The 14,523-nt window shown below is 52.6% G+C and carries 14 protein-coding genes; 10 read left to right on the top strand and 4 right to left on the bottom strand.

The genetic code is table 11. The features are described from left to right. Positions 1-211: 211 nt before the first annotated feature. Positions 212-2,233 carry a transketolase gene (gene tkt, locus AC3RCL_RS25935; RefSeq protein WP_426201635.1) on the top strand — a complete coding sequence of 674 codons (2,022 nt, stop codon included), beginning with the start codon at positions 212-214 and terminating at the stop codon, positions 2,231-2,233. A gap of 101 nt (positions 2,234-2,334) precedes the next feature. Continuing rightward, positions 2,335-2,652, top strand: coding sequence for a pyrimidine/purine nucleoside phosphorylase (ppnP, locus tag AC3RCL_RS25930; RefSeq protein ID WP_194544389.1), 318 nt, complete (start codon positions 2,335-2,337; stop codon positions 2,650-2,652). Between the two features lie 131 nt (positions 2,653-2,783). On the opposite strand, the gene AC3RCL_RS25925 is transcribed toward ppnP, so the two are convergent. Next, a complete protein-coding gene (locus AC3RCL_RS25925) occupies positions 2,784-3,710 on the bottom strand; it encodes a copper amine oxidase N-terminal domain-containing protein (protein ID WP_220684014.1) in 927 nt (308 codons plus the stop codon). Between the two features lie 169 nt (positions 3,711-3,879). Beyond that, a complete protein-coding gene (locus AC3RCL_RS25920) occupies positions 3,880-4,776 on the bottom strand; it encodes an NAD(P)-dependent oxidoreductase (protein ID WP_492532849.1) in 897 nt (298 codons plus the stop codon). Positions 4,777-4,973: 197 nt separating this feature from the next. On the opposite strand from AC3RCL_RS25920, the gene AC3RCL_RS25915 reads away from it, so the two are divergent. The 3 genes from AC3RCL_RS25915 (at position 4,974) to AC3RCL_RS25905 (ending at position 7,668) form a co-directional block, all read left to right on the top strand. Further along, positions 4,974-6,329: a glucose-6-phosphate isomerase gene (locus tag AC3RCL_RS25915; protein ID WP_009589268.1), complete on the top strand. Its 1,356-nt coding sequence runs from the start codon at positions 4,974-4,976 to the stop codon at positions 6,327-6,329. 106 nt (positions 6,330-6,435) lie between these two features. Next, on the top strand, positions 6,436-7,068 hold the full coding sequence (locus tag AC3RCL_RS25910) for a YigZ family protein (protein ID WP_009589243.1): 633 nt from the start codon (positions 6,436-6,438) through the stop codon (positions 7,066-7,068). A gap of 6 nt (positions 7,069-7,074) precedes the next feature. Then, a complete protein-coding gene (locus AC3RCL_RS25905) occupies positions 7,075-7,668 on the top strand; it encodes a TetR/AcrR family transcriptional regulator (RefSeq protein ID WP_015737204.1) in 594 nt (197 codons plus the stop codon). Positions 7,669-7,846: 178 nt separating this feature from the next. On the opposite strand, the gene AC3RCL_RS25900 is transcribed toward AC3RCL_RS25905, so the two are convergent. Continuing rightward, positions 7,847-8,248 (bottom strand): secondary thiamine-phosphate synthase enzyme YjbQ, encoded by a 402-nt coding sequence (locus AC3RCL_RS25900; protein WP_015737203.1) that lies wholly within the window; start codon positions 8,246-8,248, stop codon positions 7,847-7,849. A 189-nt stretch (positions 8,249-8,437) separates the two neighbouring features. On the opposite strand from AC3RCL_RS25900, the gene cysT reads away from it, so the two are divergent. Genes cysT through AC3RCL_RS25880 form a run of 4 tightly spaced genes read left to right on the top strand, consistent with a single transcriptional unit; the run spans position 8,438 to position 12,202 of the window. Beyond that, entirely contained in the window at positions 8,438-9,253 is an 816-nt protein-coding gene (gene cysT, locus AC3RCL_RS25895; RefSeq protein WP_492532845.1) for a sulfate ABC transporter permease subunit CysT, read from the top strand. Then, entirely contained in the window at positions 9,250-10,047 is a 798-nt protein-coding gene (locus tag AC3RCL_RS25890) for a sulfate ABC transporter permease subunit (protein ID WP_096776470.1), read from the top strand. Before cysT ends, AC3RCL_RS25890 begins: the two co-directional genes overlap by 4 nt. A gap of 1 nt (position 10,048) precedes the next feature. Further along, positions 10,049-11,113, top strand: coding sequence for a sulfate/molybdate ABC transporter ATP-binding protein (locus AC3RCL_RS25885; protein WP_015737200.1), 1,065 nt, complete (start codon positions 10,049-10,051; stop codon positions 11,111-11,113). 30 nt (positions 11,114-11,143) lie between these two features. After that, the gene (locus tag AC3RCL_RS25880; RefSeq protein ID WP_492532842.1) at positions 11,144-12,202 is read left to right on the top strand and encodes a sulfate ABC transporter substrate-binding protein; all 1,059 of its coding nucleotides are present in this window, start codon (positions 11,144-11,146) and stop codon (positions 12,200-12,202) included. A gap of 225 nt (positions 12,203-12,427) precedes the next feature. Here AC3RCL_RS25880 and AC3RCL_RS25875 read toward each other — a convergent pair whose 3' ends face one another. Next, the gene (locus tag AC3RCL_RS25875) at positions 12,428-12,994 is read right to left on the bottom strand and encodes a GNAT family N-acetyltransferase (RefSeq protein ID WP_492532840.1); all 567 of its coding nucleotides are present in this window, start codon (positions 12,992-12,994) and stop codon (positions 12,428-12,430) included. A 188-nt stretch (positions 12,995-13,182) separates the two neighbouring features. Here AC3RCL_RS25875 and AC3RCL_RS25870 point away from each other — a divergent pair, with 188 nt between their 5' ends. After that, complete coding sequence (locus AC3RCL_RS25870; RefSeq protein ID WP_492532838.1) at positions 13,183-14,460, top strand: serpin family protein; 1,278 nt, start codon at positions 13,183-13,185, stop codon at positions 14,458-14,460. Positions 14,461-14,523: the final 63 nt, after the last annotated feature.

Genomic DNA, 14,523 nt, shown 5'->3' with positions numbered 1-14,523 from the left:
ATGCAAGGGGGATGTCGTTCGCCCTGGCGGCTTTTACACAACTTTGACAATTACGTTATGGAAATGAAAGACGTGTGGTGATACAATAAGAGTCAAAATGATATTCTCAACATTCCTAACTGCTCTAATACCATGTGGATTGGGGCTGGAGGGACGTAAGAAGCCTTCATTTTCGAAGCTTACTATGGAAAAGATTTGAGGAGGACGAATCATGACAACTGAACATAACCAAACGATCGACAACCTGTCCATCGCAACGATCCGGACACTGGCGATCGACGCGATCGAAAAAGCCAACTCCGGTCATCCGGGCATGCCGATGGGGTCTGCACCTATGGGCTACCAACTGTTCGCGAAGACGATGAATCATAACCCGGACCAGCCGGCGTGGATTAACCGCGACCGTTTTGTCTTGTCTGCAGGCCATGGCTCCATGCTGCTCTACAGCCTGCTTCACCTGAGCGGGTATGACTTGTCCATTGAGGATCTCAAGCAGTTCCGTCAATGGGGAAGCAAAACCCCGGGTCACCCGGAATTCGGCCACACGGCCGGCGTAGATGCAACGACAGGTCCGCTTGGACAAGGCGTGGCTATGGCTGTAGGTATGGCAATGGCTGAAGCTCATTTGGGCGCGACTTACAATAAAGACGGCTTCAACGTAGTGGATCACTATACGTATGCGATTTGCGGCGACGGTGACATGATGGAGGGCGTGGCTTCCGAGGCAGCTTCCCTGGCAGGTCATTTGAAGCTTGGCAAATTGATCATGTTGTACGATTCCAACGATATCTCCCTTGACGGCGAGCTCAGCCTGGCATTCTCCGAGAACGTAGCGAAGCGCTTTGATGCTTATGGCTGGCAAGTGCTGCGCGTAGAAGACGGTAACGATTTGCCTGCGATCGAGAAAGCGATCGAGGAAGCGAAAGCCGATACGAACCGTCCGACGCTGATCGAAGTGAAGACCGTCATTGGTTACGGCAGCCCGAACAAACAAGGTAAAGGCGGCCATGGCGGTACGCACGGTTCTCCGCTTGGAGCTGATGAAGCGAAGCTGACCAAGGATTTCTATAATTGGGTATATGAAGAGGATTTCTATGTGCCTGAGGAAGTGCGCGAGCATTTCGGCAAAGTGAAAGAGCGCGGAATTGCAGCTTATCAAGCTTGGGTTGATCAATTTGCGAAATACAAAGAAGCTTATCCTGAGCTGGCGGCGCAATTCGAGCGCGGTGAATCCGGCGAATTGGCTGAAGGATGGGACAAAGACCTTCCGAAATACAGCACGGATGACAAAGCGGTTTCCACTCGCGTGGCTTCCGGTAAAGCGCTGAACGGGTTGACTGCAGGCGTACCGCAGCTGCTCGGCGGATCGGCTGACCTGGAAAGCTCCACTATGACACACTTGAACGACCTGGCCTCTTTCACAGCGAACAGCTACGAAGGCCGTAACGTGTATTATGGTGTTCGTGAATTCGCAATGGCCGGTGCCATGAACGGTATCGCTCTCCATGGCGGACTGAAGATTTTCGGCGGTACGTTCTTCGTATTTACGGATTATCTGCGTCCGGCTGTACGTCTGGCTGCGATCATGAAGCTGCCGGTTACGTATGTACTGACTCATGACAGCATCGCTGTCGGTGAAGACGGTCCTACGCATGAACCGATTGAACAATTGGCTTCCCTGCGCATCATTCCAGGCTTGACGGTGATCCGTCCTGCGGATGCCAACGAAACTTCCGCGGCATGGGCTTATGCGGTTGAGAACACAGACCGTCCGGTAGCGTTGGTGCTGACTCGTCAGAATCTTCCGATCCTTGCAGGCACGGCGGATCATGCACGTGAAGGCATCAAACGCGGCGCTTATGTTGTAGCCGACGCGAAGGATGGCAACGTGCAAGCTCAAATCATTGCAACGGGTTCCGAGGTTCAGCTTGCCGTTAAAGCGCAAGCAGCGTTGGCTGAAGAAGGAATCGCCGTACGCGTCATCAGCATGCCGAGCTGGGATCTGTTCGACAGCCAGGATCAGGCATACAAAGATTCCGTGCTGCTTCCTGACGTAAAAGCCCGTCTGGCTATTGAAATGGCACATCCGTTCGGATGGGAGCGTTATGTCGGAGACAAAGGCGACATTCTGGGCATCAACACATTTGGCGCTTCGGCTCCTGGCGACCGCGTCATTGCCGAGTACGGATTTACCGTTGAGAACGTGGTTAGCCGCGTAAAAGGCTTGCTGTAATGCAAGCGGATCTAACTCCATATTGATTTTCCGGCACCCGCATTATGCGGGTGCCGTCCATATATCAAGCCATAACTATGTTGGAGGAGGAGAGTTTGTCCATGTCACAATTTAAGAATGCTACCGTTACAAAGGCAGCCAACGTGTACTATGAGGGAAAGGTAACCAGCCGTACGGTGCTGCTGGAGAATGGCGAGAAGGTAACGCTCGGCATCATGCTTCCGGGAAGCTATGAATTCGGAACGGATGGCCCTGAGATTATGGAAATTTTGTCGGGCGATTTGCGTGTCCTGCTGCCTGGAGAGCAGGAGTGGTTAGAGATTCAAGGGGCTGCAACCTTTAACGTTCCGGGCAATTCAAGCTTTAAGCTGGAAATCCGCACCGTGACGGATTATTGCTGCTCTTATCCAACCATGTAATAGATGAAATGCCGCATGTGATGTCGTGTCCGTAAATACACAACAAAAAGGCTCAAAGCCGTTGGCTTTGAACCCTTATTGTCAATGTCGGATATCAACGCATGCCGTTAACGTTGGTTGCTATAATGGACTTATTCCTCCGGGATCGTCACGATCTCGCCTTTATATCCGGGAGCCCGGTTATCAAGCTCTACGTATCCTTCGCTCCATTCCTGATTACGGTCGAGCAGCCGGTAGCTGGTGACGCCGGAAGGATAACGGAATACGAATCGGGCTACAGTCCAGTTTCTGGCATCCGGCTGCTTACCGATCTCGGCTTGAATCGGGGGCAGGAAGAACAGGTTCTGATTCGCAGCCGCTTTGGCGGAGTAATCCAGCTTGCCCTGCCATTTCAAATATTTGACGCCGCCCTGGATTTCGTAATATTCGGCGATGTCGTTATCGACCAGGAAGAAGCGATTGGATTCGCCTTTTGGAAAATAATAATCCACGCCCTGCATTTCCACAGGGAGCATTTCCAGCTCAGGTTTCTGCAGTTGGGATGAATAAGGCAGCTTGGCAGCAGCATTCCTGGCGGTGGCCAGATCGGAGCTCTTTAAGTCAGCGAGCATAGCGGCATCTGCTTTATTGATATAAGCCGTCTTGAGAGAACCGTTCCAGTTGATGTCGGCATCAAAAGCTTGGGCTACGGCCCTCAGGGGAATCATGGTCTTGCCTTTATGGAGCAGCGGGGCTGCAGGCAGCGTCTTCTGAACTCCGTTCACTTCCATGCGGTTGCTTCCCGCCGTGAGAATCACCGTTCGGTGGTCACCCTGAATCGTCACCTGTTTCTTGCTGTTGTCGTACTTCATGACGTAGTTACCCAGAGGTTTGAGATCGGTTAGGGTAACAAAGGTGGAGCCCTGCTTGACCAGCACTTCGCCGCTCGCGGTAACATTGTTAATCGAAGCGGTAGGTTTGGCTGCGGCAGAAGCCGGTGATGCAGCTGTTACTGAAGATAGTACAGTGGTTAATAGCGCAGTGGCTGTCACTGCTTTTAAACCTGTGGTCCATTTCATGTTGTATATTCCTCCCTTTGCATAGTAGACGAAATGAAATGCAAAAAGTTTCTTCTGGAGGGGGAAATCATGAATTTGACCAAAAAAATGGCTCCTTCCTCCTGGTCCGGATGATCCGAAAACCAGTATGAAAGGAGCCAGTATAAGGCAAAGCATGGCTTAGCTGGTATTACTGCTGCTGTTCGCCGATTTTCTGGCCGATCCAGGCTTCATAACATTTCACGACAGCGGAAAGATCCTCTTCGCCATAACCTTCGCTGGCACCGGCTTGGAACAGGCTCTTGGCCAGATTCAGCATAGGGGAAGGCATTCCGATGCCATCGGTGAGTGAGGAGGCCAGCTTAAGGTCCTTGAGCATGAGCGCAAGCGAGAACTGGTTGCTGAAGTCGCCCTCGATAATTTTGCGTCCCTTCAGCTCTGCCGCTTTGCTGCCGGCTGATCCCAGCTGCACGAGCTCCAGGAAATTGTCAGCGGGAATGCCTGATTTCGCGGCGATGGCAAAGCCTTCGGCAAGCGCCAGATTGTTAATGCCCACGATGGTATTATGCGCAAGCTTCGCGACAGCGCCGCTTCCGTTAGGCCCCATGTGAATGACCTTTTTGCCCAAGGTGTCAAAAACGTCGGCTTGCGCTTCGATGACGGCGGCATCACCGCCAACCATGAAGACCAAGGTGCCATCAATCGCTGCAGGCTTGCTGCCGGTTACCGGGGCATCCAGGAAGGAAGCGCCGAGGCCGGAAACGGCGGAGGCAATTTCCTTAACCAGGCTTTCGGAGATCGTGCTGCAGTCAATGACGGTCATCCCGCTCGTCAGGGAGCCAAGCAGGCCGTTCTCTCCGTAGAATACATCCCGGATGGATTGGTCGTTGCTTACCATCGTAATGACAAGATCTTGCCCTTCGGCCGCTTCCCGAGGCGTCTCCGCGATGGAGGCTCCCTGTTCGGCGAGCGGACGGCATTTCTCGTGGGTGCGGTTATATACCGTCACATCGTAATCCTGCTTCAGCAGATTGGAGGCCATGGGAGCTCCCATGGTGCCCAGTCCGATAAACCCGATTTTTTTCATAGTCTATATCACCTTCGATTATGGATTCCTGATCCACTCTATCTTAGCACGGGTTCCCGAAACGAAGCCAGTCTTTGCAGGGAATGGAAGCGGGAAGGAGTCCCGCGCATGAAGAATAGATGACAGTTGGCCCGTGAAACTTGCGGTCTTTATTAAATTAAAGTATCCTATTTCTAAATTCACAGGAGGTTTAAGGCATGTCTAAAAAAATCAAGTTTGATTACAGTAAAGCACTGACCTTTGTCAATCAGCACGAAGTTGATTATTTCGCTGAGCCGATCCGCACAGCTCATGAACAGTTACATAACGGTACGGGAGCCGGCTCCGATTATTTGGGCTGGATCGACCTGCCGACTCAGTACGATAAAGAGGAATTCTCCCGCATCCAGAAAGCGGCCGCCAAAATCCAAAGCGACTCGGACGTTCTGATCGTAATCGGAATCGGAGGCTCCTACCTGGGAGCGCGCGCGGCCATCGAAATGCTGTCGCATTCGTTCTATAACGAGCTGTCGAAGGACCAGCGCAAGACGCCGGAAATTTACTTTGCGGGCAACAACATCAGCTCCACGTATGTCTCGCATCTGCTTCAATTGATCGAAGGCAAAGACTTCTCCGTCAACGTCATCTCCAAATCGGGCACAACGACGGAGCCGGCTATCGCTTTCCGTATTTTCCGTGCGGAGCTGGAGAAGAAATACGGCAAGGAAGAAGCGCGCAAACGCATTTACGCTACGACGGATCAAGCGAAGGGCGCCCTCAAGAAGCTGGCAACCGAGGAAGGCTACGAGTCCTTTATCATTCCTGACGACGTGGGCGGACGTTATTCCGTGCTGACCGCAGTAGGTCTGCTTCCGATCGCGACGGCAGGCATCAACATCGAAGAGATGATGCAGGGCGCGGCTGACGCCTCCAAAGAGTACAGCAGCCCGAACGTTGCCGAGAACGAAGCTTACCAATACGCAGCGGTTCGCAACGCGCTTTACCGTAAAGGCAAAGGCATCGAGATCCTGGTGAACTACGAGCCTTCCCTGCATTTTGTATCGGAGTGGTGGAAGCAGCTGTACGGAGAGAGCGAAGGGAAGGATTACAAGGGGATCTACCCGGCATCCGTCGATTTCTCTACCGATCTGCACTCCATGGGTCAGTTCATCCAGGAAGGCAGCCGAAACATCTTCGAAACCGTCATTCAGGTGGAGAACGTATCCGAGCATATTACGATCGAATCGGATCCGGACGATCTGGACGGATTGAACTTCCTGACCGGGAAAACATTGGATTTTGTCAACAAAAAGGCGTTCCAAGGCACGATGCTGGCCCATACAGACGGACAAGTTCCGAATTTGATTGTGACAATTCCAGATTTCACTCCCTATTCGTTCGGATATCTGGTATACTTTTTCGAAAAGGCCTGCGGTATCAGCGGCTATCTGTTGGGTGTCAACCCGTTTGACCAACCGGGCGTAGAGGCGTACAAGAAAAATATGTTCGCGCTGCTCGGCAAACCTGGGTACGAGAAAGAGAAGGCCGAATTGGAAGCTAGACTTTCCGAATAACCCGACACTTTCATTGGATTAGACGTAAGACGCTGAAGGAAGCAGTCCGCTGGCATATCATTGCCGTGGACTGCTTTCTTGGCAATATAGAGGTGGTTGTTGTTTCATGCTGGATCGTTACAAAACGGTACGTCAGGCGGGCTCCAAGGAGATCGTCATCAAGAAATCGCGTTTCATCGGGCATGTGATGCCGGTAGAGACCGAAGAGGAAGCCGTCGCTTTTATTGAAGAGATCAAGAAAAAACATTGGAATGCTACGCACAATTGTTCCGCTTACATGATTGGCGAGCGGGATGAGATTCAGAAGCAATCGGATGACGGGGAACCGAGCGGAACGGCCGGCAAGCCGATTCTCGAGGTGATCCGCAATCAGGGGCGGAAGAATGTAGCTATCGTGGTCACGCGTTATTTTGGCGGCATTATGCTGGGTGCGGGCGGATTAATCCGGGCGTACACCGACGGAGCCGTGGCTGCGATCGAGTCAGGCGAACCGATTACAAGGGTTCTTCACCGGGAGATTTTCGTGGAGCTGGATTATACCTGGCTGGGTAAGGTGGAGAACGAGCTTCGTAACCGGAACGTACGCATGGGAGAGACAAACTTTGCCGACACGGTGACTTTGACCTGCTTGCCGCTCGATGGTGATGCGGAGAGCTTTATGACTTGGATGGTGGATTTGACACAGGGGCAGTCCTTGATCACGGAGGGAGAGCGGCTTTATTTTATTGAAGGGGAATAAAATAATATGGCAAGAAGAGCAGTCGAACGCGAGTTGTCGAGAGAGCGGATACTGGAAGCAGCCAGGCATTTGTTCATAACCAAAGGATACAGGGCCATTTCGATGCGAAGCATCGGGCAGCATTTGGGTTATAGCCACGGCTCCTTGTATTATCACTTTAAGGAAAAGGCGGAGCTATTCTACGCCATTGTCATGAAGGACTTTAATGATCTAAATGATTTGCTGTTGGAGGTCTCGGTAAAGCCTCCCTGTGACGGGGTATCGAAGCTGGAGCAGCTGATGCTGGAATTCGTTCGTTTCGGTCTGGATAATCCTTACCAGTACGAAATCATGTTCATGATTCGGGACGAAGAGCTGCTATCCTACTGTCGCTCTGAGCAGGGACGCTGTTTTGAAATGTTTGCTATGCTGGTCCGTCAGTATTTGCTGGAGGAGAATTACAGCGAGGAAGAACGGCGAACCGTTCCGCTGACTTTGTTTTTGTCGCTGCATGGATTTATATCGTATTATATTCAGGACAGAATCGGTTTTGATGAGATTAAACCAGCCGCTCTTACCCATATCAAAGTGTTATGCCGGAGTCTGTACAGCAGGGTCTGATGTTTACATGCTGCCAAGACGCGCAGCTTGGCACTTCAATCCGTTACAACGGCCTAGCGTTGAAACGTCAATCACCTAATGAACCATAAAACAGACAGGTCCGCGCTCCCTTGCATGCACCTGTCTGCTTTTTGTGCTTTCATTTCATTCGCTTGACTGTCGGCATCCGTTGCCGGTTTTATCCTTCCATGATCTTCACATGATATTGTCGCTGCCTCGGTCCGTCGAATTCGCAGAAGTAAATCCCCTGCCAACGTCCAAGAAGCAGGTGCCCGTTCTGAATGATCACGGTCTGCGAAGGGCCGCAGGTGATCGATTTAAGGTGGGAGGCCGTGTTGCCCTCCGCATGGCGATACTTGGGATGATTCCATGGATAGACCTCATCCAAAGACATCAGCACGTCCCGTTTCACATCGGGATCGGCGTTTTCGTTGATGGCGATTCCCGCCGTCGTATGCGGACAATAAATCAGGACCGTTCCTTGCTGGACTCCGCTTTGTTTCACGAAAGAGTGGATCTCCCTTGTAATATCCCTCATCTCATCGCGTCCTTGCGTAGCCAATTCACCGGTATACAGCATCTCAATAACCTCCTCAACTTTTTCCATTTCTTTTATTTTACCCGATAAAGTGCAAAAGATGGATTGACGATCGGATTCAGCTTTTGGTAAAGTATGTGTAAAGTAAAACCAAGTATACAAATAGGAAATATAAAGATGGTTTGTGGAGGAGTCGACCGGAATGCCATCCGGAGGCGGGAGGGATACGAGATGACAACATGGATTCGTCATAAAGGTTGGACTTGGGGTTTTAGAAGCACCGTACTGCTTTATTTTCTTGCCTTGATCGTACTGCCGATCTTTGGGGTGTATGTGCAATCATTCTCTGCGGGATGGGGCCATTTTGCGGAAAGCGTAATGGATCCGATCGCCTGGAAGGCCGTGCTGCTTACCATTAAACTGGGCCTAATCTCTACTTTCATCAACGTGCTTATCGGAACGATGATTGCTTGGGTGTTCATACGGTATCGATTTCCGGGAAGGACGCTGCTGAACAGTCTGGTGGATCTGCCTTTTGCGCTGCCGACGGCCGTTGGCGGCTTGATGATTTTGCTGCTGCTTGGGCCGGGGAGCTTGCTTGGAGGCCTGGCGGAGAAGCTCGGCTTTGAAATCGTGTTCCATCAGCCGGCGATCGTGGTCGCCATGCTGTTTGTCACGTTCCCGTTTGTAATCCGGGCGGTTCAGCCGCTGCTGGAAGAGCTGGATCCGCTGGAGGAAGAGGCGGCATATACGATGGGCGCTTCCAGAACGAGAACCTTTTTTAAAGTCATCCTGCCGTCGATGCTGCCGGGAATCATCAGCGGAGGGATGCTGGCCTTCTCTAGGGCATTGGCTGAATTCGGCGCCGTCGTCCTGGTTGCCGGCAACATTCCGGGCAGGACGCTGATCGCATCGGTATTTATTTTTGGCGAGGTGGAGAGCGATAATCCGGCCGGAGCGGCTGCCGTATCGATTCTGCTTCTTACGCTCTCCTTCATGATCCTCTGGGTGATCAATGCCGTGCAGCAGAGGGGGAGACGAGCTTGAAACGATTATGGATCGGACTTACGTATGCCGTATTTATCATCCTGCTGATCATTCCCCTGTCCCGAATTGCGATCGGTGCGTTCGATAAGGGGCTGGACGGGTTTGCGGAGGGGCTGCTCAGGCCGGAAGCCCTGCATGCCCTGATGATGACGGGTCTGATTGTGGTATTCGTTACTTTTTTGAATGCGTTGTTTGGCATCATGATGGCGCTGTATCTGGTGCGGGCAAATTGGCTCAGCCGAAAGCTCAAGGGCATTCTGAACAGCATTGTCGACCTGCCTTACGCTGTTTCGCCGGTCATCGGCGGTTTGATGATTGTGCTGCTGCTGGGACCCGACAGCATCATCGGCGGTTTTTTTGAAGGGATCGGGTTTAAGGTGGTGTATGCGTTCCCCGGCATGGTGATTGCGACGCTCTTCGTCACGTTCCCGCTGATGGTTCGCGAGGTCATGCCCGTCCTGCAGGAGATCGGAAACGATCAGGAGCAGGCGGCCGCGACGCTTGGGGCTTACGGGTGGACCACGTTCGTGAAAGTAACGTGGCCTTCCATCCGGTGGGCCGTCGTATACGGCCTGGTGCTCACGGTAGCCCGTTCATTGGGCGAGTTCGGCGCCGTGCTGGTGGTCTCCGGCAACATCATGAACAAAACCCAGACGGCCACGACGCTTGTGTATCAGGACGTGGAGAATTTCAACGTGGCTGCGGCGAATGGAGTGGCGCTGGTACTGGCCGCCTTCTCCGTAGGTCTCTTGCTGCTGATGGAATGGGCCAAAAAAAGAAAGGATGTGCATTGATATGCATGTGGAAGTTCGCGATCTGAACAAGCATTTCGGTACGTTTCACGCCGTCAAGAATGTCAGCTTCGAGATTGAAAAGGGACATCTGATCGGGCTTCTGGGGCCCAGCGGAGGCGGTAAAACCTCCATCCTGCGCATGCTGGCCGGGCTTGAGAATCCGGATTCCGGACAAATCTCCTTTCATGGCCAAGTGGTCAATGACCTGCCGCCGCAGGAGCGCGGCATCGGCTTTGTGTTCCAGAACTATGCCTTGTTTAAGCATATGACCGTGTTTGACAACATCGCTTTCGGCTTGAAGGTGAAGAAGGCCGCCAAGGCCAAAATCAAAGACCGGGTGATGGAGCTGGTGGAACTGACGGGCTTGAAAGGCTTCGAGAGCCGTTATCCGCACCAGTTATCGGGCGGACAGCGCCAGCGCGTAGCCTTTGCCAGAGCGCTTGCGCCCGAGCCGCAGCTGCTCTTATTGGATGAACCGTTCGCCGCCATCGATGCGAAGATCCGCCAAGAGCTGCGCTCCTGGCTTCGCGAGCTGATCGAGCGGGTCGGCATCACGTCGATTTTTGTTACGCATGACCAGGATGAGGCGATTGAAGTCGCGGACGAAATCATGATCATTAATCAGGGGCGCGTCGAGCAGAAGGGAACGCCGTGGGATATTTACAAGGAGCCGAAGACGCCGTTTGTCGCTTCCTTCATAGGCGAGTCCACCGTGATTTCAAGCGCTGCCGAGCTGAAGGGATTTGAGGCAGCGGCTAACAAGAATGCGACGCGCGCATTAATTCGCCCGGAATATATCGAGATTGGAAGCGAGCATGATTTCAGCGTACTGTCCGCCACGGAGACGGGGATCGTCCGCCATCTGCATTTCCGCGGCAGCGAGTGGCTGGTGGAGGTGGAGGTCAAGGGCCATAAACTGATCACCTACCGGTCGCTGGAGAAGGAAACGCTGCAGCCGGGCCAAGAGGTCCGCGTCCTCGTTCACCGGGCATACCTCTTTAACGACGAGCACAGCTGGATCGAGGAAAATCGCCTGAAGGTCGATCCGATGCCGATTATGATCTGATGATTCTAAATAACGAAGGGAAGTGGATTCATGCGGATCTTGAATATGAAACGAACCTCATTCCTGCAAGTGGGCATGGCGCTTCTCTTCAGTTTGCTTATCGCAGGATGTGCCGATGATCAGCCCGTCAATGAAGATGCGATGTCGCAGCCGGGCGAGCGAACGATCGTGCTGGGCGCGTACAGCGTAGCCAGGGATGCCTTGTCCGAGATTATCCCCGCTTTTCAAGCCGAGTGGAAGGCACAGACGGGAGAAACCATTCGTTTTCAGGAATCCTACGAGGCCTCCGGAACACAGGCGCGCGCCATTACGGGCGGGTTTGAGGCTGACGTCACGCTGCTTGCCATGGAAGGGGATGTCGATAAACTCGTCAGGGCAGGGCTCGTCGACAAGGAGTGGAAATCCCAGCCTTATAACGGCATGGTGACACGCTCGATTGTCGTTCTCGGTACCCGCGCAGGTAATCCGAAAGGGATACGGGATTTCGACGATCTGACCCGTTCGGACGTCAAGGTGCTGTATCCGAATCCAAAGACTTCGGGCGGAGCGCAGTGGGACATCAACGCGATATACGGTGCCGGCCTGAAACAATCGGAAGAGAATGGAACGCGTGATCCTGCCGAAGCGAAAGCCTTCCTTGAAGCGGTTCACCGCAATGTGGAGTCGCTCGATAAAAGCGGGCGGGCTTCGATGGCGGCTTTTGAATATGGGGTCGGGGATGTGATCGTTACGTATGAGAACGAGCTGCTAGCCCGGATTGCCCAAGGCGTCCAGTATGACATTGTTGTACCGCAGCATACGATGCTGATCGAGAATCCAGCCGCAGTCGTGGAGCGGTTTGCGAAGAAACACGGCACTGAGGATGTATCGGCGGCTTTTGTGGAGTACTTGCGTACGCCGGAGGCGCAGAACATCTTCGTGAAGCATGGCTTCCGTCCCGTCGAGGAATCGGTGCATGAACAGACGAAGGAGCGGTTTGCCAACCCGCCGGGGCTGTTCGACATCGAGTATCTGGGCGGATGGGACCAGGTGCGCGAGACGCTGTATTCGAAGCGAGGGGTTTGGTATCAGGTGCTGGCAGGGCTGTGATGTTCGGTGGTATATGGAGCGATTGATAGGTTCATGAGGGTTCGTCGCGTGCTGAGTTGCGTTTCATACATGGCCCGTCGGCGACAAAAAAGAGATAAAGCGAGCCGTTCAGGATATCCTGAACGGCTCGCTTATTTGTACATACAGAACATTAGCATTCGTCTGAATGACGCCTCCTATTTTGCAAATATGCCACGTATACGGATTATTCCGTACCATCTTGCTCTATAAGGTTGCTTTGCGCGCTTCCCATTCTTCTCGCAGAATGCCCATGCGAATGGAGTCGTAATAGACGCCGTCGTAATACCGGCACTTTCGCATACGGCCTTCGAGCTTCATACCCACCTTTTCCGCACAGCGCATCATTCGCGGATTGCCGGACCAGGTCGTAATGCCGACACGGGCGATGGTGAGGTTTTGGAACAGGCAATCCACCCACAACGACAGTGCTTCCGTACCGTACCCGCCGCTCCAACGGCCCGGGTCATAAATCAGGATGCCGGCTTCCAGCCAGCGCGAGGCCTCATGCTCCCAATAGAACGTGACGATGCCAATCGTTGTGCCCTCGACTTCGATGAGCAGATCGCTCGGAAATTGATCGGTTTCGAAGTCGGCATTCCACTGCGTTTCAAAAATTTCGTAGGAAATCTGCTTGAGCGGGAAATAAGGGGCGTCGTATTTTTTCCATTCCGGGTTCTTCGTGCCATAGATCAGATTATATAGAACAGGGGTATCCTCGGGTTTCCTGGATCGCAGCGTCACTTTGCTGCCTTCAAGACGAATTTTTTGCATATGTAGAAATTCCTTTCGCTCTGCATGTCTTTTTAGGTAAGTTGCTGGAACTATCTATTCATTGTAGCGGTGATGAAGTGGATTGCCAACTGAATTTGGATAAATGATCCTTTATATGAAACATTAGGAGTGTCGATTCCGTCAATAGCAGATAGATCAAAAATCTGGCATTGAAGGGGGACAAGGTAATGCGGAAAAAAAAGATACTCACAGGCCTATGCTTGCTTGTTGGGCTTACCGCCTGTGCTCAGGACAGCGGGATCCAGCCAGGGGAATCGCAGGGCATTGCGCATAAGCAGACCCAAGTGAAGGAATTGTCGGCGCAGGAACGCAAAGAGGTATTAGGCAAGGTCGATGCCGGCATGGTGAAAGCACAGAATGATTTTGGTTTACGGTTGCACCAGGCGTTATCGGATAACCCTGAGTACACGAGCGATAACCTGATTATTTCTCCATACAGCATCACGCAGGCCTTGGCACTGGCTTATAACGGGACTGCGGGCGATACGGCTGCCGAGATGGCCGATATGCTGGGCTGGAGGGGCATGAATGATGCAGGCATCAATGAAGGCAACCGCCAGCTGCGCTCCTTGCTGGAGAATGGAGGCGGCGTCGTGCTGAACGTGGCCAATTCCGTTTGGCACCGGCCAGGCCTTAAACTGAAGGAGGCTTATGCAGAAGCCGTAAAGGACAGTTACGGCGCGGAGGTCAGGGAGACGGACCTTCAGCAGGAGGACGCGATGCATGCAATTAACCAATGGGTGAAAGACAAAACCAGCGGCATGATCCCTAAGATATATCATGAGCCGCCAGGCGGCGTTGCGGTCCTGATCAATGCCATATATTTCAACGGCGGGTGGACGGATGAATTTGATCCGGCAAATACCGTGGATGAAGAATTTACGCTATCTGACGGCACCATTCAACAAGTCCCTATGATGAAGAGGGAAGATAGATACAGCTATAAAGAAGGAGAGTCCTGGCAGGCCATCCGCATTCCATATGGAGATGGCCGCATGCACATGCTGGTCATCCTGCCGAAGGAATCCTCCACGATCGATAAGCTGCATCGGCAGCTGTGGAAGGATGCGTCCGTCTGGAAAGGCGATTACTCGTTCGAAACGGTTCAGCTCAGTCTGCCCAAGTTTAAGGCGGAGCAGAGCTTCGAGCTTCCGGATGCCCTTAAGAGCCTTGGCATGGTCAAGGCATTCGACGCCGCCGAGGCTGATTTTAGCAAAATGGCCGAACAAGGAGATGGATTTTGGATTGATCATGTCACACACCAGACGATTGTCGATGTCAGCGAAAAAGGGACAAAGGCCGCAGCTGTTACAGCGGTGGGAATAACGGAAAGCGCCGAACCTACCGAGCCGATCGCCATGAAGATCAACCGCCCTTTTTTCTTTGCCATTGAAGATCGGGACACGGGTGCATGGTTATTTATGGGGTCTGTTTTGAAACCGTAGCATATACTATACCAACATGCGCCTGCCATAATTTTCACCCAAAAATAGGCAGCTTTGTTATAA

The organism is Paenibacillus sp. MT86, from assembly GCF_058792535.1.
Note: the sequence above shows the minus strand (reverse complement) of the source record. Positions and strands in the feature narration are given on the sequence as shown.